Source organism: Plantibacter sp. H53 (assembly GCF_001650455.1).
GTDB lineage: Bacteria > Actinomycetota > Actinomycetes > Actinomycetales > Microbacteriaceae > Plantibacter > Plantibacter flavus_A.
Genome location: NZ_LWCT01000013.1, coordinates 161503 through 184998 on the forward strand (window position 1 = coordinate 161503; position 23496 = coordinate 184998).

Annotated in this window: 18 protein-coding genes and 1 tRNA gene; 11 read left to right on the forward strand and 8 right to left on the reverse strand. The window is 71.4% G+C overall.

The features are described 5' to 3' along the window. Positions 1 to 241: 241 nt before the first annotated feature. Positions 242 to 697 (forward strand): SIP domain-containing protein, encoded by a 456-nt coding sequence (locus A4X17_RS08800; RefSeq protein ID WP_064295280.1) that lies wholly within the window; start codon positions 242 to 244, stop codon positions 695 to 697. 46 nt (positions 698 to 743) lie between these two features. On the opposite strand, the gene A4X17_RS08805 is transcribed toward A4X17_RS08800, so the two are convergent. The 5 genes from A4X17_RS08805 to A4X17_RS08825 form a co-directional block, all read right to left on the reverse strand. Continuing rightward, entirely contained in the window at positions 744 to 1154 is a 411-nt protein-coding gene (locus A4X17_RS08805) for a hypothetical protein (RefSeq protein WP_064295281.1), read from the reverse strand. Continuing rightward, a complete protein-coding gene (locus A4X17_RS08810; protein WP_064295282.1) occupies positions 1151 to 2566 on the reverse strand; it encodes an NAD(P)/FAD-dependent oxidoreductase in 1416 nt (471 codons plus the stop codon). Before A4X17_RS08810 ends, A4X17_RS08805 begins: the two co-directional genes overlap by 4 nt. Continuing rightward, positions 2563 to 3423, reverse strand: a complete 861-nt coding sequence (locus tag A4X17_RS08815; RefSeq protein WP_064295283.1) for an arginase family protein — start codon at positions 3421 to 3423, stop codon at positions 2563 to 2565. The genes A4X17_RS08810 and A4X17_RS08815 overlap by 4 nt, the downstream gene beginning before the upstream one ends. 79 nt (positions 3424 to 3502) lie before the next feature. Continuing rightward, positions 3503 to 4276, reverse strand: coding sequence for a PspA/IM30 family protein (locus tag A4X17_RS08820; protein WP_064295284.1), 774 nt, complete (start codon positions 4274 to 4276; stop codon positions 3503 to 3505). A 74-nt stretch (positions 4277 to 4350) separates the two neighbouring features. Continuing rightward, the gene (locus tag A4X17_RS08825) at positions 4351 to 6420 is read right to left on the reverse strand and encodes a TPM domain-containing protein (protein WP_064295285.1); all 2070 of its coding nucleotides are present in this window, start codon (positions 6418 to 6420) and stop codon (positions 4351 to 4353) included. A gap of 255 nt (positions 6421 to 6675) precedes the next feature. On the opposite strand from A4X17_RS08825, the gene A4X17_RS08830 reads away from it, so the two are divergent. Together A4X17_RS08830 and A4X17_RS08835 are read left to right on the forward strand one after the other, a co-directional pair. Next, on the forward strand, positions 6676 to 7422 hold the full coding sequence (locus A4X17_RS08830; protein ID WP_064295286.1) for a gamma-glutamyl-gamma-aminobutyrate hydrolase family protein: 747 nt from the start codon (positions 6676 to 6678) through the stop codon (positions 7420 to 7422). 119 nt (positions 7423 to 7541) lie between these two features. Next, positions 7542 to 8372, forward strand: coding sequence for a DUF3097 domain-containing protein (locus A4X17_RS08835; RefSeq protein WP_064295287.1), 831 nt, complete (start codon positions 7542 to 7544; stop codon positions 8370 to 8372). Between the two features lie 230 nt (positions 8373 to 8602). Here the strand turns inward: A4X17_RS08835 and A4X17_RS08840 are convergent, their stop codons facing one another. Continuing rightward, positions 8603 to 9946: an aminotransferase class III-fold pyridoxal phosphate-dependent enzyme gene (locus A4X17_RS08840; RefSeq protein WP_369808450.1), complete on the reverse strand. Its 1344-nt coding sequence runs from the start codon at positions 9944 to 9946 to the stop codon at positions 8603 to 8605. Between the two features lie 159 nt (positions 9947 to 10105). Between A4X17_RS08840 and A4X17_RS08845 the strand changes: the two genes are divergently transcribed. Further along, positions 10106 to 14110, forward strand: a complete 4005-nt coding sequence (locus A4X17_RS08845; protein ID WP_064295289.1) for a Pls/PosA family non-ribosomal peptide synthetase — start codon at positions 10106 to 10108, stop codon at positions 14108 to 14110. Then, positions 14110 to 15444: a M1 family metallopeptidase gene (locus A4X17_RS08850; RefSeq protein WP_064295290.1), complete on the forward strand. Its 1335-nt coding sequence runs from the start codon at positions 14110 to 14112 to the stop codon at positions 15442 to 15444. The genes A4X17_RS08845 and A4X17_RS08850 overlap by 1 nt, the downstream gene beginning before the upstream one ends. A 6-nt stretch (positions 15445 to 15450) precedes the next feature. Here the strand turns inward: A4X17_RS08850 and A4X17_RS08855 are convergent, their stop codons facing one another. Beyond that, entirely contained in the window at positions 15451 to 16119 is a 669-nt protein-coding gene (locus tag A4X17_RS08855; RefSeq protein WP_064295291.1) for a 4'-phosphopantetheinyl transferase superfamily protein, read from the reverse strand. A 55-nt stretch (positions 16120 to 16174) separates the two neighbouring features. Further along, positions 16175 to 16249 (reverse strand) — tRNA-Arg (locus A4X17_RS08860). Positions 16250 to 16339: 90 nt separating this feature from the next. Between A4X17_RS08860 and A4X17_RS08865 the strand changes: the two genes are divergently transcribed. The 6 genes from A4X17_RS08865 to A4X17_RS08890 all read left to right on the forward strand — a co-directional run bounded on the left by A4X17_RS08865 (position 16340) and on the right by A4X17_RS08890 (position 23451). Continuing rightward, positions 16340 to 17173, forward strand: a complete 834-nt coding sequence (locus tag A4X17_RS08865; protein WP_064295292.1) for a transglutaminase family protein — start codon at positions 16340 to 16342, stop codon at positions 17171 to 17173. A 60-nt stretch (positions 17174 to 17233) separates the two neighbouring features. After that, positions 17234 to 18904: an arginine--tRNA ligase gene (locus A4X17_RS08870; protein WP_064295369.1), complete on the forward strand. Its 1671-nt coding sequence runs from the start codon at positions 17234 to 17236 to the stop codon at positions 18902 to 18904. A gap of 115 nt (positions 18905 to 19019) precedes the next feature. Then, the gene (locus A4X17_RS08875) at positions 19020 to 19601 is read left to right on the forward strand and encodes a hypothetical protein (protein WP_064295293.1); all 582 of its coding nucleotides are present in this window, start codon (positions 19020 to 19022) and stop codon (positions 19599 to 19601) included. Between the two features lie 36 nt (positions 19602 to 19637). Then, positions 19638 to 20405, forward strand: a complete 768-nt coding sequence (locus tag A4X17_RS08880; protein WP_064295294.1) for a DUF2993 domain-containing protein — start codon at positions 19638 to 19640, stop codon at positions 20403 to 20405. 323 nt (positions 20406 to 20728) lie between these two features. Continuing rightward, positions 20729 to 22135, forward strand: coding sequence for a diaminopimelate decarboxylase (gene lysA, locus A4X17_RS08885; protein WP_064295295.1), 1407 nt, complete (start codon positions 20729 to 20731; stop codon positions 22133 to 22135). Beyond that, complete coding sequence (locus A4X17_RS08890; protein ID WP_064295296.1) at positions 22132 to 23451, forward strand: homoserine dehydrogenase; 1320 nt, start codon at positions 22132 to 22134, stop codon at positions 23449 to 23451. Before lysA ends, A4X17_RS08890 begins: the two co-directional genes overlap by 4 nt. Positions 23452 to 23496 lie beyond the last annotated feature (45 nt).

A 23496-nucleotide genomic window follows, 5' to 3' on the forward strand; every position in this document is an offset into this window, starting at 1 on the left:
CATCTGGAGACGCACAACCGGTTCCGGGCAGCGGGCATTCCCGCCTGGGCCGCGTGAATACTGGACCGCGTCCGGAAAGCCGCATCGCTGGGGCTCCAGCGAGCGTACCCAGTCGACGTGTGTGGTGCCAGCCACGGTGTCAGGGGGCGTCACAGAGTGATCGGATCGTGATGTGCTCCGCCGCCTTGGAAGACCCTGCGCAGGGGATCGAAGTGAGCTTAGGCTCGCCTATACTGATCGCGTGAGCTATTTCGAGGATCCGGCGGAGTTCGCCGTCGCGGACGCACGCCACGTGCTGCTCGCGGGCGACGAGTCGTCGGTCGGCGAGCTGGCCGAGGTCCTCGCGCTGCTCCCCATCTGCGCCCGCGGTCAGGTCTTCGTCGAGGTCGACGACGCCGCGTCGATCACCACCCTCGACTCGCCGGGACGCGTCGTCGTGACGTGGCTCGTCCGCGCAGCGCGTTCGGGGGAACCCGGAACGGGCAGCCGGTGCGCACGCGGTCAGGCCGTCGCGCGAGCGACCCGGGCCTGGGCGAGCGAGATGCTCGACGTCGACGGACACGACGCGGCCGACTACCACGTGTGGATCGGCGGCGAGACGGAGCACCTGACGGGTCTCCGGAACGACCTCAGGATGACCCTGGCGAGCATCGGCGTGCGTCAGCGCTCGAGCTCGGTCGAGCGCGCATCGCACTGACACGCCCTCGAACCGGCTCGGCATCGCGCGGACACCGCGACGCTCGTCAGCGGCGCTTCGGCAGGTAGCCTCCCGCTTCGAGACCGGCTTCGATCTCGAAGCGGTTCCGGAGCGGATCTCGACCGGCGATCGCGTACATCAGCGGGAAGAGCATGCCGTACCGCTGCCACTGCCGTTTGTGCACCGCCTCGTGTTCGAGCACCCGGGTCGACACGTTCCGGTCGGTGAGGTACACCCCGCCGACGCATGAGCCACCTCGGCCGAACGTCCACGACGGCATCCCGCGGAAGACGATCATCCCGCCCCGCCGTTCGACCGGGCCGGTGCTCCAGAGCGCGCCCCAGACGAGCCCGGTGAGCGTGGCGTACCAGTACCCGATCCGGCTCAGGGGTGAGTCGAGCCACGGGCCGCCGGAACGACGGCTCCGCGGCTCGTCGACGTCGCCGGGACGGGTCACGCACCGCTCCGGTAGGTCTCGAGGAGTCGCAGCCAGATCTCGCTCATCGTCGGGTAGGACGGCACCGCGTGCCAGAGGCGGTGCAGCGGCACCTCACCGACGACGGCGATCGTCGCGGCGTGGACGAGTTCGGCGACGTCCTGACCCACGAAGGTCATCCCGATGATCACGCCGCGATCCTCGTCGACGACCATCCTCGCCCGCCCGGTGTAGCCGTCGGCGTGGAGGCTCGAGCCCGCGATGCCACCGAGGTCGTAGTCGACCACCCGGTGGGCGATCCCCGCCGCCTCGGCCTGCGCGGCCGTGAGTCCGACGGCTGCGACCTCGGGCTCGGAGAAGACGACCTGCGGCACGGCACGGTGGTCGGCGGTCGCCGCGTGGTCGCTCCACGGGCTGGTGTCGACGTCCTCGCCGTTCGCCCGTGCTGCGATGACCGCTCCCGCGGCGCGTGCCTGGTACTTGCCCTGGTGCGTCAGGAGCGCCCGGTGGTTGACGTCGCCGACGGCGTAGAGCCAGTCGCTGCCGTGGGCGAGGAGCTGATCGTCGACCTCGATCCAGGCACCCGGTTCCAGGCCGACGGTCTCGAGCCCGAGGTCGTCCGTCCGGGGCGTCCGGCCGGTGGCCACGACGAGTTCCGCCGTCGTCACCGCGTCCCGGTCGTCGAACTCGAGCGTGACGGCGCCGTCGGCGGCACGGGAGACGGCGGTGGGGGAGGCGTGCACGATCGTCACGCCGAGTTCACGCAGGGAGGACTCGACGAGCTCGCCGGCGAACGGCTCGGTGTTGCCGAGCAGGCCGCTGCGGGCGACGAGCGTGACGTCGACCCCGAGCGAGCGGTAGGCGGTCGCGAGCTCGACGGCGACGACGCCGCCACCGAGGAAGGCGACGGACTCGGGCAGGGTCTGGACGCTCGTGGCCTCGCGGCTCGTCCACGGCTCCACCGCCGACAGCCCGGGGATGTCGGGAAGGAGCGCCGCGGAGCCGGTGCAGACCGCGACGGCGTGCGTCGCCGTGAGCACCGTCGTCGAGCCGTCGGCGGCCGTCACGGTGACCTCGCGCTCGCCGGTCAGGCGACCGTGCCCACGCACCAGCTCGATGCCGGCGCCCTCGAGCCACTCGACCTGGCCGTCGTCCGACCAGTCGCTCGTGAACGAGTCCCGTCGCGCGAGGACCTTGAGCGGATCGAGCGCGGTGTCCTCGGGGATTGCTCCCCCCGTGCGCTTGGCGGCCCGCAGGGCGGCTCCCGAGCGGATGAGGGCCTTGGACGGCATGCAGGCCCAGTAGGAGCACTCACCGCCGACCAGTTCGCTCTCGACGATGACGACGCTCAGACCGCCCTTGTGGGCGTAGTCGGCGACGTTCTCGCCGACGGGTCCGGCTCCGATGACGACGAGATCGACGGTACGGCTCATGGGGTGACTCCTGTCGGGTTGGTGCTGTCGGGTTTCGGTTCGCGACTGATCGCGCCGATGATGCGGAGGATGGTGCCGAGGTCGTCGGCTGCGGCGTCGGGGGAGCCGGGCGAGAAGCCCGTGACCCCGGCCCCGGCGAAGCCGAACCGTGCCCTGAGGGCGGTGATGCAGTCGAGCAGGGTGCCGAGTTCGAGACCGAAGGGGACGGCCGAGCTGACGCCGGCGATGACCGCGGGGTCGAGGACGTCGACGTCCACGTGCAGGTAGACGCGGTCGGCGCCCGTCGCCTCGACGGCCGCGACCACCTCGGCGGCGCTCGTCATCACCGAGGAGACCATGGGGATGCCACGCTCCTCGATGTGGGCGAGTTCACCGTCGTCGAGGTCGCGCACCCCCACGAGGACGAGTCGGGCGGGATCGAGCGGGGCCTCGGGCAGGAGCATCGCGGCGCCTTCGCCGGTCAGTGCCCGGGCGACCATGCCGCTGAACGACCCGGACGGCGAGCTGAGCGGGGTGTTGAGGTCGCCGTGGGCGTCGAACCAGACGACGGCGATGCCGGGGTCGCGTCGGAGGGCCTCACCGACCGAGGCGAGTTCGACGCCGCAGTCCCCACCGATGGTGATGACGGGCTCGTCGATCCCGACGAGCGCCTGACGTTGGAGTTCCGCGGTCGTCACGAGGGAACTGGCGCGCCGGATGTCGGTGTCGAGTGCCTCGCCGGCCTCGGTCGGCACGTGGACGAGTGTCGTGGCCGCCGTCGGCAGGTCGCCACGGATCGCCTCGGCTCCATCGATCAACTGCATGGCCCTGGACGAGCCGGAGCCCTGCCACTGGGGGACGACGACGAACTTCGTCATGCGGTGCCTTCCTGGAGATGGTGCGAGGGGGCGAGGTCGACGGGCCCTCGGGCTGTCCCGAGGGCCCGTCGGATCGGTACTACTGTCCGGCGTTCGGCGTGTACTCGGGGCCGGAGGACTCGATCGCGGGCGACGCGGAACCGCCGCCCTTCAGCGCGGCGAGGCGGGCCTCGACCTCGGTCAGCTCGCCGAGGTCCTCGAGGTCGTTGAACTGCGCGTCGAGACTCGAGGCGGCGAGCTCCTGCTGGCCGAGCACCTTCGCCTCCTCGCGACGGATCTTGTCCTCGTAGCGGCTGAGGTCGCTCGTCGGATCCATGATGTCGATGCTGCCGACCGCGTCCGCGACCTTGCGCTGCGCCTCGGCGGTCTTGGCCCGGGCGACCAGCTCGCTGCGCTTCGTCTTCAGCTGCTCGAGCTTCGTCTTCATGCCGTTGAGGCCGTTCTTCAGCTGCTCGACGACCTTCGTCTGGGACGCCAGCTGCGGCTCGGCCTGCTTGGCCTCGTTCTCGGCGCCGATCTGGCGCTGGAGCGCGATCTTCGCGAGGTTGTCGAACTTGTCGGCGTCTGCGGCGTTGCCCGCCTGACGGTATTCGTCGGCCTTGCGACTCGCGGCCAGCGCCTTCGTGCCCCACTCGGAGGCCGCCTCGACGTCCTGCTGGTGGTCCTGTTCGAGGAGCCGGAGGTTGCCGATCGTCTCGGCGATCGCGCTCTCGGCGTCGGCGATCGAGTTCGTGTAGTCCCGGACCATCTGGTCGAGCATCTTCTGCGGGTCCTCGGCGGAGTCGAGCAGCGCGTTGATGTTGGCCTTGGTCAGCTGGGCGATGCGTCCGAAGATGGACTGCTTCTCTGCCATGGTGTGGTTCCTCTCTCGTGTCCTGCTGGGTCGTGTCGGTCGGTGTCTGGTGATGAGATGGGTGGTGCAGCGGATCAGAAGCGACCGCCGCCGCGTCGGGATCGGGTGCCGCCGCCGCCGAAGCTGCCGGCGCTGCGTGAGCGACCGGAGCCGCCGCCGAACATGCCGCCGCTCGATCCGCCGCCGCCGAACATGCCGCCGCCGGAACGGGACCCGCCGCCGAGGACGGAGTTGATCAGGATGCCGCCGAGGACCGCACCGAGCATCCCGTTGCCGCCCTGCTGACCCTGGCCGCCGCCGAACATGCCGTCGAGTCCGCCCGCCGACTGGCTCTGGAACTGCCCGAGGTCGGCCTGGGCGAGCTGCACCGCTTGGCTCGCGAGCGAGTTGGCGCGCTGGGCGAGGGGGAGCGCCTGCGTCGGGTCGGTGGCGGCGAGGCCCTGGGCCTGCACGAGGGTTCGGCCGGCCTCGGCGAGGCGCGTCCGGGCCTCCGGGCCGACGGCTCCGCGCCGCGAGACGATGAAGTCCTCTGCAGCCGACACCTGCGCGCCCGCCGTCTGCAGGGTCTGTCCGAGGGCGGCCGCGGCGCGTTGTCGCTGCTCCGCCGCGGTGCGCACCCCCTGGAGAGCGCCGTCGATCTGCGTGTTCGCCGCATCCAGGCGGGCGAGGAGGGCGATCGGGTTGTTCGGTGCGCCGAACGCGCCGCGCACCTGGGAGACCGTCGCGGTGGTGCTCGCGACCGCTGCGGCGAGGGTGCCGGTCGGGTCGGATTGGCCGCCCGCCGCGGCGACGTCCCCGTCCAATTCGGCCAGTCGGGCGGCGAGGTGCTGCTCGGCGGTCGTCAGATCCGCCTGCAGCCGCTTCACGGCCCCGGTGAGCTGGGTGGCCTGGTCGAGCGCTTCCTCCGCGGCGCGGATGCCGACGGCGGCCTCGCCCGAGTCTCCGGCGGCGAGCCGCGCAGCTGCGTCCGAGATCGCCGCGGTGGCGAAGGCGAGTCGCTCGGTCGCCTGCGCCGGGTTGTCGATCACGGTGATGAGGGCGTCGGGGCTGTAGCGCGTCTGCAGGGCGTGTACCGCGTCTTGCGCGGCCGTCACCGTCGGTCCGGCTGCGGCCGCCCTGGCTCGCAGCTCCTCGACCGCCGCGGGCGCGTTCTTCTCGAGCGCGCGGAGCTCGTCGAACGAGGCGGCCTGTTCGTCGAGCACGTGGTTCGCGTGCTCGCAGAGCCGGATGATCTGGAGGTTCCAGTCGCGTTGTTGCTGCTCCGTGTCCGGCTCGGCGTCGTCGAGCCGCTGCTTGAGTGCGAAGGCGTGCGAGAGGTCGTCCTTCGCTCCGGCGAGGGCAGCGGTGAACGCGGCCGTGGCCGGTTCGCCGTAGGAGGCGGTCGCGAAGCCGAGCTCCTCCTCGCTCGTCCGGACCGCGTCGTCGGTCTGGACGAGCGCACTGCCGGCGAGTCGTTCGAGCTCGGGGATCGGGGCGATGGTCAGCGGGTCGACCGGCGCCCCCTGCCGGCCCGCGGTCACCGCGTCGTCGCCGTTCGCAGCGCGGCGCCGGCGGAGGAAGACGACCAGGAGGACGACGGCCACGACGGCGACGACCACGATCAGCAGGATGGTCAGCCACCCGGTCGAGCCACCTGATCCGCTACCGGTGCCCCCGATCGACCCGCCGCCGACGGCGGCACCCAGGCCTTCGGCGGCAGCGACGCCGGCGCCGGTCCAGTCGTCATCACGCAGCTGCGGCAGGATCCGCTGCTGCTCGATCTCGGTCAGCTGGTCACCGCTCACCGGTCCGCTGGAGTCGCCGGAGAGGTAGTAGGCGCGGTCCTCGGTCGCCACGGCCAGCAGGTACTGGTTCGGTCCGAGGTTGTTGTCCTTCGCGGTCTGGTTCGCCCAGGACTCGGCGTCACTCGGGTCGGTGAAGGTCGGCACGTAGACCACCCAGAGGTCGACGCCGTGATCCGCGGCCAGCTCGTCGACGGCCGTCGTGATCTCGGTGGCCTCACCGCTGCTGAGGACACCTGCGCTGTCGGACACGCGTCCGGCCCCGAGCTGCACCGGGCTCTCCGCCCAGGCGGCGGTGGCTCCCACTCCGAGGAGCACGGCCACGCAGCAGGCCCAGATCGATACCGCCCAGCGAACCCGCATCGGCCACCTCGTCACTCGTTCGGACCCTGGAGCCCCACCCCGCGGCTCGATTCCGAGTCTAGGTCCGGGCCCTCGACATCTCTACAGCGGGCTCCCAGCGAGCGTGCCGAACCACAGCTGTGCTATACGGCGGTGACCGGGCTTCACCGACGCCCACCGGGACTCTGTTACCGACCGTGACGCGGCAGCTCGCGCGAGGGCATCCGCCCGGTGAGACTGGTGGAGTCACCTCGCGGAACCCCTGGAAGGAGCATCATGCAAGGACACGTCTCACCCATGCTGGCGCTCGTCGAGGTCACCAGGTTCCGTGAGGACGACCAGGCGTACCACGAGTACGTGCAGATCCTCGTCGGACGGACGATCGCCGCCGCCGAACGGGCAGGCTGGCGCGTGACCCGGTTGGCCGCGCACGACCTCGGCACCGATGCGCTCCTCGCCTCGACCGACGGGGCCTCCGCCGTCGTCATCATGGGCGGAGCCGACATCGATCCCGCCCAGTACGGCGGGACCACCGGCTACCGCGCCGAGGGCCAGCACTTCCCCGAGGCCGACCGCGCCCAGCTGGCGGTCGCCCGTCGCGCCGCCGAGCGAGGCACGCCGCTGCTCGGAATCTGCCGCGGTCACCAGATCATCAACGTCGCCCTCGGCGGGACGCTCGTGCAGGACCTCGGTGAGCACAGCGCCCACCGCAACGAGGGCGTCCCGGTCGATGAGAGCATGACCCCGCACGAGGTCGAACTCGACCCCTCGAGCGCCCTCGCATTCCGACTCGGCGCCCGTCACCTCCAGGTGCAGAGCGCCCACCACCAGTCGGTCGGCGAGCTCGGCGAGGGTCTGCGTGCCGTCGCCTGGGCCTCCGACGGCACCGTCGAGGCGATCGAGCACCGCACCCTGCCGATCACGGGCGTGCAGTGGCACCCGGAGGACCCCGGCACCGTGGACGACCAGCTCGGGCTCCTGCTCGGCGGTCTCGCCCGCGAGGCCGAGCGCGCCGCAGCCTGAGTACCGGCGCGGTTCGCAATTCAGGACGACCTCGGAGTGTCGTCGGCCCGAGGCGGCAGGTGCCGCCGCCACGCCGCGGTGATCCTGAGTTGTGAACGGTGCTGTCGTAGCGTTGACGGGTGTTCGAAGACAGGTACGGTCAGGACGTCCTCGCGGGGGACTGGCGGAAGAAGAACCGCGTGGTGGCCCGTGAGGTCGAGGCGGTGACCGACCTCGTGGTCGAGGAACTCGGCGGCTTCTGCGGCGCGATCACACGCGTCGAGGTGAAGACGGTCGAGCTCGAGGACTACCGCGGCAAGCGGCGCGTGTTCCCGATGGGGGCGGGGTTCCTCCTCGAGGGTGAGCCCGTCGTCCTCGTCGTGCCGAAGCGTGCACCGACCGGGCGGGCGCGCACCGCTTCCGGCTCCTTCGCGGTGGAGACGACCGCTCGGGTGGCTCGCGCGAGCCGGATCTTCGTCGAGGGCCGCCACGACGCGGAACTCGTCGAGCGGGTCTGGGGTGACGACCTCCGCGTGGAGGGCGTCGTCGTCGAATACCTCGCAGGCGTCGACCACCTCGACGCCGCGCTCGCCGAGTTCCGGCCCGGCCCCGACCGTCGTGTCGGCGTCCTCGTCGACCATCTGGTCCCCGGCTCGAAGGAGCAGCGGATCGCCGACGCCGTCATGGCCGGACCGAACGGCCGGAACGTCCTCATCGTCGGACACCCGTACGTCGACGTCTGGCAGGCCGTGAAGCCCGCGAGGGTCGGCCTGCGCGAGTGGCCGACCATCCCTCGCTCCATCGAGTGGAAGAAGGGCATCTGCCAGGCCTTCGGCTGGCCGCACGACTCGCAAGCCGACATCGCCCGTGCCTGGAAGCGCATCCTCGGTCAGGTCCGGACCTTCAACGACCTCGAGCCGGAGCTCCTCGGTCGCGTCGAGCAGCTCATCGACTTCGTCACCGTCGACTGACCCGTTCGTCGGTTGCGCCAGCGCGGTGCGCTGACGTCACCGCGGGGCACAGCCGCGAGCGCGCCCCTCTGGAGACCCGCGCTCACGCGCGCGGGCCGCGCCCGCGCCGATTCGGGCGGGTTCGCGTGAGCGCACCGCGTTGGCGGAAGGCCCCAGCGCGCAGAGACCCGCGCTCGCGTCAGCGCACCGCGCTGGCCGAAGGGTTCCGTGCGCAGAGACCCGCGCTCGCGTCAGCGCACCGCGCTGGCGACCTGACCCAGGGCGTTTTCGAGGACGGACACCGCGTCGCGGAGGAGCTCGTCGGACATGACCGCGCTCGGGAGGAGTCGGAGTACCGAGTCCCAGGAGCCGGCGTCGAGCACGAGCACGCCCTGGGCGATCGCCGCGTCGATGACGGTCTGCAGTGCCGTGGGGTGCTGTTGCTTCGTGCCGGGGACGACGAACTCGACGCCGGCCATCGCACCGATGATCCGGACCTCGCCGACGATGTCGAAGCGCTCGGCCCAGTCACCCATGAGCGATCGCAGGGTCGCCTCCACCCGACGGGCCTCGCCCAACAGGTCCTCGCGCTCGATGACCTCGAACGTCGCGAGCGCGGCCGCCGTGGACACCGGGTTGCCACCGAAGGTGCCGCCGATGCCACCGGGCTGGACGGCGTCCATGATCTCGGCGCGCCCGGTCACGGCCGACAGCGGGAAGCCGCCGGCGATGCCCTTGGCGCTCGTGATGAGATCGGGTACGACACCGTGGTGCTCGATCGAGTACCAGGCGCCGGTGCGTCCGATGCCGGCCTGGATCTCGTCGGCGACGAACACGATCCCGTTCTCGGTGCACCATTCGCTGATGCGCGCGAAGTAGCCGGGCGCGGGGATGACGATGCCGCCGTCGCCGAGGACCGGTTCGGCGAAGAACGCGGCGACCTCACTCGCACCGATGTGCCGCTCGATGTAGTCGATCGTCACTTCGGCGGCCGCCGGTCCGTCGAGTCCGTCGCGGAAGGGGTAGGAGAGCGGGACGCTGTAGATCTCGCCGGGGAACGGACCGAACCCGAGGCGCTCGGGCGCCGGCCGGTAGGTCATCGCCATCGTCAGGTTCGTGCGTCCGTGGAAGGCGTGGTCGAGGGCGACGATCGCGCGGCGACCGGTGTACTTCTTCGCGATCTTCACGGCGTTCTCGACGGCCTCGGCACCGGAGTTCAGGAGGATGGAGCGCTTCTCGAAGTCGCCCGGCGTGATCTCGGACAGCTTCTCCGCGACGCGCAGATAGTTCTCGTACGGCGTCACGGTGAAGAGCGTGTGCGTGAGCTTCGTGGCCTGCTCGGCTGCTGCCGCGGCGACGTCGGGGTTGGCGTGTCCGATGGTCGTGACGCCGATGCCCGTTCCGAGGTCGATGATGTGGTTGCCGTCGACGTCCACGAGGATGCCGCCGGAGCCGCGGTCCATCCAGACCGGCGCGAGGTTGCCGGCACCGCGCGACACCGCCCGGCGGCGCCGTTCCGTGAGGGCGAGCGATCGGGGGCCGGGGATGGCGGTCACGAGCTGGCGTTCCTGGGGCACGGAGTAGTCGATGGTCATGCAGGCCATGGTAGGCGCGCGTCCTCCGAGGATGCCGGGGGTCGGCGGAGCGTCGCCGACGATTCCACGACATCTGGCGGTTGACTGGTGTTCACCAACCGTCCATGCGCGCTGCCTACCGTTGGCGGCGCTGAACAGCCGGACGACAGGGGATCGCGTATGGACGCCGACACCAGCACCGCCCTCCTCATCGAGCGGCAGTCCGTGCTGCTCGGTGGCGCGCGCGCACCGGCCGAACGCACCCTCCTCGACGTCCTCCGTGACGTTGCCGAGTCGCATCCCGAGGCCTCGGCGATCGAGGACGCGGAGGGCGCGCTCAGCTACCGCGAGCTCGTCCTCAGTGCCGAGCGGGTCGCGGCCGGGCTGTTCGCCGCCGGGGTCCGCCGCGGTGACCGGGTCGGTGTCCGGATCGCCTCGGGCACCCGCGACCTCTACCTCGGGATCCTCGGGATCCTGTTCACCGGAGCGGCCTACGTCCCCGTCGATGCCGACGACCCGGAGGAGCGGGCACGACTCGTGTTCGGTGAGGCGGCCGTCGTCGGCGTGCTGGTCGACGGCGGTGTCTTCGAGCGCTCGCGCCGCGGAACGGAGGACCCGGCCGACGACGCCGCCGACCCCGACCGGGTGCAACTCGCGACGGGTGCGGCACCCCACCCGGGCACCCGGGCGATCCCGGTCCTCGAACCGCCGCGACCGGGCGACGACTCCTGGATCATCTTCACCTCCGGCTCGACGGGCACGCCGAAGGGCGTCGCCGTCTCGCACCGCTCTGCCGCCGCGTTCGTCGACGCCGAGGCGCGGCTCTTCCTCCAGGCGGAACCGCTCGGCCCCGGTGATCGTGTGCTGGCCGGCCTGTCCGTCGCCTTCGACGCGTCCTGCGAGGAGATGTGGCTCGCCTGGGGACACGGCGCGTGCCTGGTCCCGGCGCCGCGCTCGCTCGTCCGCAGCGGCATGGACCTCGGACCCTGGCTCACCGCGAAGGGCATCACCGTCGTGTCGACGGTGCCCACGCTGGCGGCGATGTGGCCCGCCGAATCCCTCGAGAACATCCGCATGCTCATCTTCGGCGGCGAGGCCTGCCCGCCGGAGCTCGCCGCCCGGCTGGCCGTGGACGGCCGAGAGGTCTGGAACACCTACGGACCGACCGAGGCCACCGTCGTCGCCTGCGCCGCGCTGCTGACCGGCGAGCAGCCCGTGCGGATCGGACTGCCGCTCGACGGCTGGGACCTCGCCGTGGTCGACGCCGAGGGCGTCCCGGTCGAGGAGGGCGGCGTCGGCGAACTCATCATCGGCGGCGTCGGACTCGCCCGGTACCTCGACCCAGCCAAGGACGCCGAACGGTATGCGCCCATGCCGAGCATCGGGTGGTCGCGGGCGTACCGGAGCGGCGACCTCGTCCGCTACGAGGCCGCAGGACTCGTGTTCCAGGGGCGCGCGGACGATCAGGTCAAGATCGGCGGTCGGCGCGTGGAACTCGGGGAGATCGAGGCCGCCCTGCAGGCGCTGCCGGGCGTCTCGGGTGCGGCAGCAGCCGTCCAGCGCACCGCCGCCGGGAACGCCGTCCTCGTGGGGTACCTCGCAGTGCCCGACCGCGACGGGTTCTCCCTCGAGCGGGCGCTCGACACCCTCCGTGAGCAGCTCCCGGCACCGCTCGTCCCGCTCCTCGCCGTCGTCGGCGAGCTGCCCACCCGCACCTCCGGCAAGGTCGACCGAGCCGCGCTTCCGTGGCCGCTCGACGCCGCCGACGGGGAGGACGCCTCGACCCTGTCGGGCACCGCCGCGTGGCTCGCCGAGCAGTGGACGGCCGTCCTCGGGGTCCGGGTCACGGCCGAGAGCGACAACTTCTTCAGCCTGGGCGGCGGGAGCCTGGCGGCCGCGCAGCTCGTCTCGCTCATCCGCACCCGCGATGCCGAGTTCACCGTCGCCGACATCTACGGCCACCCCCGACTCGGCGCGATGGCCGCCGAACTCGACGGCCGACGCCCCGAGCGTCGCAGTCGGGCGGCCGTCGCGGACCCCGTGCTCCCGACGCCGCTCGCGACCCAGTGGGCACAGACCCTCCTGGGTGTCCCGCTCCTCATCCTCGTCGGACTCCGGTGGCTCGTGTACCTGCTCGCCGGCAGTCGGGTCCTCGGCCTCGTCGCGGACGTCCCGTACCTCCCCATGGTCTCCTGGTGGTGGATCGCCCTCGGGTTCCTCGTGGTCATCACCCCGATCGGACGCATGGCGATCTCCATCGTCGCGGCGAAGCTCCTCCTCGTCGGCGTCCGCCCGGGCGACTACCCGCGCGGCGGCTCGGTCCATGTGCGGCTCTGGCTCGCCGAACGCGTCGCCGACACGGTCGGCGCGGTGAGTCTCGCCGGTGCCCCGTGGATCTCGAGCTACGCCAGGGCGCTCGGCGCGAAGATCGGTGCCGACGCGGACCTCCACAGCGTGCCGCCCGTCACCGGGTTCCTCACCGTCGGGGCGCGCGCATCGATCGAGCCCGAGGTCGACCTCCGCGGCTACTGGGTCGACGGCGACACGCTCCGACTCGGCCACGTCCACATCGGCGCGGAGAGCACGGTCGGCGCTCGCAGCACCCTGCTCGCCGGCACCCGGATCGGCAAGCGTGCGGAGATCGCCCCGGGATCGTCCGTCTTCGGCCGCGTCCCCTCCGGACACCTGTGGTCGGGGTCGCCCGCCGTCCGAGTGGGTAAGGCGAAACCGGTCTGGCCGACCGAGCGACCCCCGCGTCGCCGACGCTGGCTGTTCGCGTACGGCGCGGGATCGGCGCTGCTGTCGGTGCTGCCGTTCCTCGCCTTCGTGCTGGCGGCGGCGGTCGTGGCGGCGGGCGCGTCGGGCGCGACCAGCCTGCTCGACTTCTCCTGGCGCGCGCTCCTCTGGGTGCCCATCGCCACCCTCGTGTGGTTCGTCGTCCTGGCGATCAGCACGATCGGCCTCGTCCGTCTGCTCGGCCTCGGTCTCAGCGAGGGCTACTTCCCGGTACGCAGTCGGGTCGGTTGGCAGGTGTGGGCAACGGAGCGGCTCCTGGACGCCGCGCGCACCCTCCTCTTCCCCCTGTACGCGAGCCTCTTCACGCCCGTCTGGCTCCGTCTGCTCGGGGCGAAGGTCGGACGCAACGTGGAGGCCTCGACGGTCCTCCTCCTCCCGCGGATGACGACCGTCGGCGACGGCGCGTTCCTCGCGGACGACACGATGGTGGCCTCCTACGAGCTCGGTGGCGGGTGGATGCGGATCGCCGGTGCGTCCGTCGGCAAGCGCGCCTTCCTCGGCAACTCCGGCATGGCGGGCCCCGGCATGCACGTGCCGAAGAACGGCCTCGTCGCCGTGCTGTCGGCCGCACCGCGGAAGGCCAAGTCCGGCTCGTCCTGGCTCGGGAGCCCGCCGATGCGACTCCGGCGGCAGGTGTCCGACGCCGATCTCGACCGGACCTACGACCCGCCGCTCCGGCTCCGGATCGCCCGCGCGCTGTGGGAGCTCTGCCGCATCGTCCCCGTCATGGTGACGACCGGCATCGCGCTCCTGGTGCTCCTCGCGCTCGCCTGGTTCGCCGACACCTGGGGTCTCGGTGTCGCGATCGCCGTCAGCGGAGCCGTGCTCCTGGCGGCCGGCGCGGTCGCGGCGGGGATCACGACCGTCGCCAAGTGGGTGATCGTCGGACCGATCCGCACGGGGGAGCACCCGCTCTGGTCCTCGTTCATCTGGCGCAACGAGGTGTCCGACACCTTCGTCGAGATGGTCGCGGCGCCCTGGTTCGCGGCACCCGCCACCGGCACCCCCGCCCTCACCTGGTGGTTGCGCTCGCTCGGCGCCCGCATCGGTCGTGGGGTCTGGTGCGAGAGCTACTGGCTGCCGGAGGCCGACCTCGTCCGACTCGGCGACGGCGCGACGGTCAACCGGGGCTGCGTTGTGCAAACGCACCTGTTCCATGATCGAATCATGAGTATGGATCAGGTCGAACTCGCATCGGGCGCCACGCTCGGGCCGCACAGCGTCATCCTCCCCGGGGCGCGGATCGACGACGACGCGACGGTCGGACCGGCCTCGCTCGTCATGCGCGGAGAACGCGTCCCGGCCGGCACCCGGTGGAGCGGCAACCCGATCGGCCCGTGGCGCGAGGTGACGACGGCGGAGTACCGGGAGCCCCAGGTCGCGTCCTGATGGGGGAGGCTCTCGCCCGTCTGCGGAGCGCAGGCGACCCCTACACGCCCTCCAGCGGGAACCGTGGCTACCGCGTCGTCCGGTACGAGCTGGATCTCGACTACGACGTCGACCGCAACGCCCTGTCCGGGACGGCTCGACTCACCGCCGTCGCGACGGAGGAGCTCACACGGTTCTCGCTCGACCTCGCCGCGCTGCGCGTCACCCGTGTCCAGGTCGACGGGGCCGAGGCGAAGCGGACGCACGGCTCGGGCAAGCTCACGCTGACGCCCCGGAACACCATCGCGGACGGCGCCGAGTTCTCCGTGCTCGTCCGGTACTCGGGTGCGCCCCGTCCCGTGCGCAGCCCGTGGGGCGAGATCGGCTGGGAGGAACTCGAGGACGGCGTCATCGTGGCGTCCCAGCCGTGCGGCGCATCGAGTTGGTTCCCCTGCAACGACCACCCCTCGGACAAGTCGTCCTATCGGATCAGTGTCACGGCGTCATCGGCGTACACGGTCGTCGCCCCCGGGGAGCTGGTGTCGCGGGTCGCCCGCGCGAGCCGGACCACGTGGGTCTACGAGCAGCCCGAACCGATGGCCGCCTACCTCGCGACGGTGCAGATCGGCCGGTACCAGCGGCTCACCGTCAGCGCTCGGGTCGCGACGAGCACGGTGCCGGTCGTCGCACACCTGCCACGCGACCTCACCGCGCGGTTCCGACACGACTTCGCCGAGCAGGTCGACATGCTGGCGTGCTTCGAGCGCGCCTTCGGCCCCTACCCCTTCGGCGCCTACGGCGTCGTCGTCACCGACGACGTGCTGGAGATCCCCCTCGAGGCGCAGGGGATGAGCGTGTTCGGCCGCAACCACGTCGACGGCGTCAGCGGTTCGGAGCGGTTGATCGCGCACGAGCTCGCCCACCAGTGGTTCGGGAACAGCCTGACGATCGCCACCTGGCGGGACATCTGGTTGCACGAGGGCTTCGCCTGCTACGCCGAGTGGCTGTGGTCGGAGGAGTCGGGCGCTGAGACGGCCGACGCCTGTGCCCGGGCGCACTACGCGGCGCTCCGACGGGCACCGCAGGACCTCGTCGTCGGCGACCCGGGACCCGCGGACATGTTCGACGACCGGGTCTACAAGCGGGGTGCGATCGCCCTGCACGCCGTGCGCCGACTGCTCGGTGACGAGGCGTTCTTCGACCTCCTGCGTGACTGGGTGGCGTCCTTCCGGCACTCGAGCGTGTCGACGGACGACTTCGTCCGGACGGCTGATCGACATGCGCCGGCACCGGTCGAGCCGCTCCTCGACGCGTGGCTCTTCCAGGAGGCGCTCCCGCCGTTCCCCGTCGGCTGAACCGGGTCAGGGGAGCAGGAGGGCCGTCGCGACGACGAATCCCGGCGCACGCTCCTGGTGGTCGATGACGAAGCGGTGGCCAGCGGTCTCGGTGACGTGCGGTGCGGCATCCGGCCCGAGGTCGATCGTCGCGGGATCGGTCGTGAGGCCCGTACCGAGAGCCTTCGTCACGGCCTCCTTCGCCGTCCAACGCTCGGCGAGCGCCCGCAGGCGTCGTCGGTCCGGCAGGCGCTGCCACTGCTCCCGTTCCGCGGGGGTGAGGGCGACGGCTTCGACCCCGGCGAACCGGGCCGCGTCGAGCCGTTCGACGTCGACACCGACGGGGTGCTCGGTCGACACCGCCACCGCGGAGGCGTCGGCGGTGTGGGAGACACTCACGTGGACGGTCCGGCCTCCCGCGCGCACCCGTGGTCGTCCGTGCGCGAGACCGCAATCCGGGCAGACCGCCGTGACCTCGATCCGCTCGGGGTCGGCGCCGATCGTCTCCGCGACGGTGCGCACGAGCAGTGCGCGACCGAACAGGAACCGCCGGGCCGAGGTCGCGGAGGAAGTGTCGAGGCGGTCTCGGGCGGGCGCGTCCAGCAGGGCGGCCGTGCCGGCGAGGTCGAGCTCGACGGCGCTGGCCCAGCGCAGGAAGCGGACCGTCGGCTGCGGCAGGGGATCGGCTCGGTGCATGGCCCCCGCGTCCCGGAGTCGGAGCGATGCGAAGCAGGACCTCGCGAGATGGTGATGGTGCCCTCGACTGGATTCGAACCAGCGACTTCTTCCTCCGGAGGGAAGCGCTCTTCCGCTGAGCTACGAAGGCGGAACACGTCCAAGCTACCAGAGTCGGGACCCACGCCGGTACCGGAGGCGTGCGGGATCCGCGTCGCCCGTCGCGTGGAACAATGAGGTCATGCAGCGCACCCTGACCGCGTCGCTCGATCTGCGGGTGCACGATCGAGCCGACCTCATCTTCTCCATCGCTGCAGCCGGCGGCACCCCGCTGGCGAGCGAGCGACTGCAGGTGTGCTCCTCGGACGGCCCGTGCGCCGTGACCGAGATCGCGGGTCCGGACGACACACGACTCCACCGGGTCATCGCCGAGCCCGGCCGATTGCAGGTCGACTACGAGGCGGTGGTCGTCGGGCAGGCCGTGCCGCGTCCCGTGGACGCTTTGGAGACCGTGACGTACCTCCGTCCCAGCCGGTACTGCGAGTCGGACGCGCTGTTCTCGCTCGCGCGTTCCGAGCTCGGTTACCTGCTCGAGCACCGTCGTCTGCACGAGGACGGCACGGTCTCCGGCGGTCTGCAGGTGCTTCCATGGGTGGCGGCCTGGGTCGGACGACACCTCTCCTACGTCTCCGGCTCCACGACCGTGTCGGACAGTGCGGTGTCGACCCTGGCCGCGGGGCGTGGCGTGTGCCGGGACTTCGCACACCTGACCATCGCGATGCTGCGGGCGCTCGACATCCCGGCCAGGTACGCCGCGGTCTACGCTCCGGGTCTCGTGCCCATGGACTTCCACGCGGTGGCCGAGGGCTTCGTCGACGGCGCCTGGCATGTGGTCGACGCGACGGGTCTGGCACCGCGCCAGTCGCTCGTCCGCATCGCCACCGGACGCGACGCCGCGGACGTTGCCTGGTTGAGCAACCACCACGGCAACGTGACCGTCGAAGACATGCGGATCGACGCCCTGATCGACGTCCTGCCCGCCGACGACCCGGCGCAGGCGGTCGTGCTCGCCTGACGGTCGCCCCCGAGGACCGCCGTGTCGCTGCTGCGACGCGCCCGGGTAGAATCGCTCCTCGTGACTCCTGAAGACCTCGCCTCCGCCCTGCACGCCATCGTCGTTCCGATCGTCGAACGACGACGCGAGGCGGCGGGCATCACCGACGAGGTCGCGGTGTCGGTCGACGACGTGGTGCTGGAGCGGCCGAAGAACCGCGATCACGGCGACTGGGCCTGCAACATCGCGATGAAGCTCGCGAAGCGGGTGGGCGCGAACCCGCGCGAACTCGCGCAGGAGTTCGCCGACGCGCTGGTGCAGGTCGACGGTGTCGCCTCGGTCGAGGTCGCGGGTCCCGGGTTCATCAACGTGCGCCTCGACGCCGCTGCCGCGGGTGCGCTCGCGAAGGTGATCGTCGACGCCGGTGACGCGTTCGGTCGCAACGACAGCCTCGCCGGTCAGACCATCAACATCGAGTTCGTCTCGGCCAACCCGACCGGCCCGCTCCACATCGGCCACACGCGCTGGGCCGCGCTCGGCGACTCCCTGGCCCGCGTCCTGAGCGCGTCCGGCGCGACGCTCGTCAGCGAGTACTACATCAACGACGCAGGCAACCAGATGGACACGTTCGCGGACTCGATCCTCGCCGCGGCCAAGGGGGAGCCGACGCCGGAGGGCGGCTATCCCGGGGCGTACATCGGCGACCTCGCGAAGACCGTGCTGGCCGAGATCCCCGACCTCCTCGAGCGTCCGGACGCCCGCGAGGTCGCGCGGGAACGCGCCTACGCCCTGCAGCTCGGTGAGATCCGCGCGTCCCTCGAGCGCTTCAACGTCCACTTCGACGTCTGGTTCAGCGAGCGCACCCTGCACGCGACGGGCGAGGACGGCACGAGCCTCATCGACCAGGCCGTGGACCGGTTGCGCGAGCAGGGGCACGTGTTCGACGAGGAGGGCGCCGTCTGGGTGCGCACGACGGACTTCGGCGACGACAAGAACCGCGTCATCCGTCGCTCCAACGGCGTCTACACCTACTTCGCCGCCGACGCCGCGTACTACCTGAACAAGGGCGACCGCGGCTTCCAGCACAAGATCTACCTGCTCGGTGCCGACCACCACGGGTACGTCCACCGGCTGAAGGCGCTCGCGGGCGCGGCCGGAGACGACCCGGACCGCGACATCGAGGTGCTCATCGGGCAGCTCGTGAGCGTGAACGGCGCCCGGCTCTCCAAGCGGGCCGGCAACATCATCGAGCTGGACGACCTGCAGGCCTGGATCGGGACGGACGCCCTGCGGTACTCGCTCGGTCGCTACCCGGCCGATTCGCCGTTGGCCCTCGACCCGGAGCAGCTCCGCAGCCGGACGAACGACAACCCCGTCTTCTACGTCCAGTACGCCCACGCCCGCACGAACTCGGTGGCGCGCAACGCCGCCTCGGCCGGGGTCGACCGCAGCGCCTTCGCACCGGAGCTGCTCGTCCACGAGACGGAGTCGGCGCTCCTCGGCGTCCTCCAGGAGTTCCCGCGGATCGTCGCGCAGGCCGCACAGCTGCGCGAGCCGCACCGCGTCGCCCGGCACCTGGAGGAGACCGCGAGCCTGTACCACAAGTGGTACGACAGCTGCCGGGTCGTCCCGATGGGGGAGGAGCCGGTCACCGACCTGCACCGCACGCGTCTCTGGCTGAACGACGCTACCGGCACCGTCATCCGGAACGGGCTGGCGCTCCTCGGCGTCTCCGCGCCGGAGCGCATGTAGCGTCCCCGCAGCAGGAGATCCGCGCGAGCGCAGGACGGTTCCCCGGGAACGGTCCTGCGCTCGCTCCGATCTCCGGTGTGCGCTGTCCGAGCGAGTCCTTCGGTAGCGTGACAGGATGCGCAGCCTCACGTCCCGCCCGTCCCTCGTCGTCGTCGTGATCGCGGCGGCCGTGTCGCTCTCCGGCTGTGTCGGCCAGGGCTCGGGCGTTCCCGGCACCGCGGCGCCGAGCGCGACCTCCGCGTCGGCCGTGGACCTCCGCGCTTTCGCACCGTTCGGAACGGAAGGGTCCGGCGTCTCGATCCGCCTGCAGTTCCCCGACGGCCTGCGCGCCGGCAGTGTGGGCACCATGGACTACCTCCAGAACATCGTCTCGCCTCCCGTGCAGTGCGCGCCGTTCGAGATCGAGCTCGAGGAGGTGGGCACGAGCACGCTGCAGATCGACGGGGCACTCTCCGTCGTCGTCCGGGGCGAGGGCGGGAAGACGGTCGCGCCGGCGTTCGTCATCCCCGGTGACCCGGTTCGTGCGGCGTTCATCTCACCGGACGTCCTGACGAAGAGTTCCCTGGAGGACTCCAACCTCACCGAGCTGGAAGGGTTCACACTGGCGGCCTTGTATCCCACCTCGGCTGCCGACTGGGAGCGATTCAGTGGCAGGGTGCTCGACATGCCGGAGGTCGAGCTCGACCAGGTCTGCTGACGCGGCCCGGAGACGACGGTTCGCTACCCTCGGAACATGAGTGAGCAGCAACCGTCGGGCAAGCGCAGGCGTCCCTGGCTTCCGATCGTCATCGTCGTCGGGGTGCTCGTCGTCCTCGTCGGCGCGTTCCTGATCGCCGACACGATCGTGCGCGGCGTCGCCGAGGAGCGCGTCGCGACGCAGATCGAGCAGAGCCTGCCCGACGACGTCGACGCGGACGTCTCCGTGTCGATCGGCGGTGCCTCGGTCATCGCCCAGTACCTCACCGGAACGTTCGAGCACGTCGACCTGCGTGCTCCGGACGCGAGCGTCGACGGCATCCCGCTGGATCTCCGTGTCAGCGCGGACCGGGTCCCCCTCGACCCGGAGCAGACCATCGGTCGGGTGGTGGCGACCATCAGGATCGATGCCGCCGGAGCGGCGGACCTCGCCAAGACGGCCGGGCTCCCTGGCACGCTCACCCTCGGCGCCGACGAGATCGGGTACGCGGGTGAGGCGACCGTCCTCGGGTTCACGATCCCGTACGACTTCTCCGTGGCGCCGACCACCACGGCCGACCGGGTGAACCTCATGCCGACGTCCGTGAACGTCGACACCGGGCTCCTCGGCGTCATCGACCTGCGGGCGCTCGTGACCGGCTTCCTGCAGGGCGACCCGCCGAGCATCTGCGTCGCCCAGTACCTGCCCGAGGGGGTCGACCTCGATGGACTCGCGGTGACGCCGGAGGCGGCGACCGCCACCCTGACGTCGACGACGCTCCGCCTCGACGAGGCGTCGCTGCAGACGCTCGGCGGCTGCGACTGAACCTCGCCCCGCCACCCGGCGGCGGAGGGGAGCTGGCCACCCGACGTCACGATGCTGCACGGTCACGCGCGGCTCGCTAGACTTTCCACACACCCACTGCTCCGACCGGGCGGTGAGGTGTGCCGTCGGGCCCTCGGGCCCGTGTTCCACCACAGTCGTTCCAACCGAGCGGCGATGGGTGCGGACGACCGGGATCACCAACCACCGGGTCGTGCGCATCCACCTTCATCGGTGCTCTGCAAATCGGTGCTTCAGGGGCCAAACCGGGTCCGCTCGCCCAACGAGAACCTCCTTTTCCGCTCAACAGGACTCAGGACACCCCCGTGGCCAGAAACCCCCTCGCCCCCGACTGGCTCGCCGAGCCCGTCGATCCGAACGCGCTCGATCCGTCCGTGTGGCCGGCCTCGGCCGCCCGCGACACCGACGGCCTCCTGCAGCTCGGCGGCGTCGACGTCCGCACGCTCCAGGAGCGCTTCGGCACGCCCCTCTACGTCGTCGACGAGGACGACGCCCGGGCCCGCGCCCGCACGCTGAGAGAGGCGTTCGAGCGTGAAGCGGCGGCCCGCGGCACGAGTGTCGCCGTCTACTACGCGGGGAAGGCGTTCCTCTCGGCCGAGGTCGCGCGCTGGATGACGGCGGAGGGCCTCCGCATCGACATCTGCAGCGGTGGAGAACTCGCCGTCGCACTCGCCGCCGGAACCGATCCGGCCCAGCTGGGCTTCCACGGCAACAACAAGTCGGTCGCGGAGATCGAGCGAGCCGTGGGTGTCGGGATCGGCGCCATCGTGCTCGACAGCCTCACCGAGATCGACCGCGTCGCCGCCGCGGCCGAGCGCGCCGGCCGGGTCCAGTCGGTGCGTCTGCGCGTGAACAGCGGCGTCCACGCCCACACGCACGAGTACCTCGCGACCGCCCACGAGGACCAGAAGTTCGGCCTGCCGCTCGAGGACGCCGCCGACGCCGTCGCGCGCATCCGGTCCCACGCCTCGCTCGACTTCCTCGGACTCCACTGCCACATCGGCTCGCAGATCTTCGGGTCCGACGGATTCGCCGAATCCGCCGCCCGCCTGCTCGCCGTGCACGCGCGCCTGCTCGAGGGCGGTCCCGTGCCCGAGCTCAACCTCGGTGGTGGCTTCGGCATCGCCTACACCAGCGCCGACGACCCGACGCCGATCGAGCAGCTCGCGGCGGACATCCTCGCCGGTGTCCAGGCTGCGGCAGACCTCCACGGCGTCCGGATCCCGAAGCTCGCCTTCGAACCGGGACGCGCGATCATCGGCGGCGCCGGCATCACGCTCTACGAGGTCGGCACGATCAAGGACGTCGTGGTCGCCTGGAACGACGAGGGTGAGACGGCCGTTCGACGCTACGTCAGCGTCGACGGTGGAATGAGCGACAACGCCCGGCCGTCGCTGTACGGCGCGGACTACACGGTCCGGATCGCCGACCGCGTGAGTGAGGCGCCTCCTGCGCTCGTCCGGATCGCCGGCAAGCACTGCGAGTCGGGCGACATCGTCGTGAACGCCGACTACCTGCCGGCCGACGTCCGCGACGGCGACCTCCTGGCCGTCCCCGCGACCGGGGCCTACTGCTGGTCCCTCGCGAGCAACTACAACTACCTCGGTCGCCCGGCCGTCGTCGCCGTGTCGGGTGGCGCTGCCCGCGTCATCGTGCGGGGCGAGACCGAGCACGACCTCCTCAGCCGCGATGCGGGATTGGACACGGAATGATCGAATACCGCGGACTGAAGGTCGCCCTGCTGGGCGCCGGATCGGTGGGCTCGCAGGTGGCGCGTCTGCTGCTCGAGCACGCCGACGAACTGGCGTCCCGCGCCGGAGCGAGCCTCGAGCTCATCGGCATCGCCGTGCGCGACGTCGACGCACCTCGCGACGTCGACCTGCCGAAAGAGCTGTACACGACCGAGGCCGAGCAGCTCATCCTGAGCGCCGACATCGTGATCGAACTCATCGGCGGCATCGAGCCGGCGCGCAGCCACATCCTGCAGGCCATCAACGCCGGTGCCGACATCGTCACCGCCAACAAGGCGCTGCTCGCGACGCACGGCCCGGAACTGTTCGACGCCGCTGAGCAGGTCGGCGCCCAGCTGTACTACGAGGCGGCCGTCGCCGCGGCGATCCCGATCATCCGACCCCTGCGGGAGAGCCTCGCGGGCGACCGCATCAACCGGGTGCTCGGCATCGTCAACGGCAGCACGAACTACATGCTCGACCGGATGGACCGCTTCGGCGACACGATGGAGGACGCGGCAGCCGTCGCGAGCGAGCTCGGGTACCTCGAGGCCGACCCGACCCTCGACGTCGAGGGCTACGACGCGGCGCAGAAGGCGACCATCCTCGCGAGTCTCGCCTTCCACACCACCGTGCCCGTCGAGGCCGTCCACCGTGAGGGCATCACCGGCATCACGAAGGCCCAGGTCGACCTCGCCCGCAGCGAGGGCTACGTCATCAAGCTGCTCGCGATCGCGGAGCGGATCGTCGATGAGACGACCGGCGAGGAAGGCCTGTCCGCCCGTGTCTACCCGGCGCTGATCGGTCGCGAGCACCCACTGGCCGCCGTGCACGGCGGCAACAACGCCGTCTTCGTGGAGGCCGAGAACGCCGGAAGCCTGATGTTCTACGGGGCCGGCGCCGGCGGTAAGGAGACCGCCTCCGCGGTCCTCGGCGACCTCGTCTCCGCGGCCCGTCGTCACGTCGCCGGCGGCCCCGGTGTCGGCGAGTCCACGCACGCCGACCTGCCGGTCCTCGAGATCGGCCGCGTCACGACGCGATACCAGGTCACCCTCGAGGTGGCCGACGAACCCGGCGTGCTCGCCGCGGTCGCGGGGATCCTCAGCGACGGCGGCGTCTCGGTCGAGACCTTCCAGCAGTCCGTGGCCTCCTCGGATGGGACGCTGTCGACCGCTACCCTGGTCATCGGCACCCACCGGGCGCTCGAATCGGCCCTCGCGGCCACGGTCGAGCAGCTCGCCTCGAACGCCCACGTCGAGCGGGTCGTGTCCGTGCTCCGGGTCGAAGGAGCCGAGTAGGTGCCGAACCGCACGACCCCCGACCGCGTCGCTCGACGACCTCTC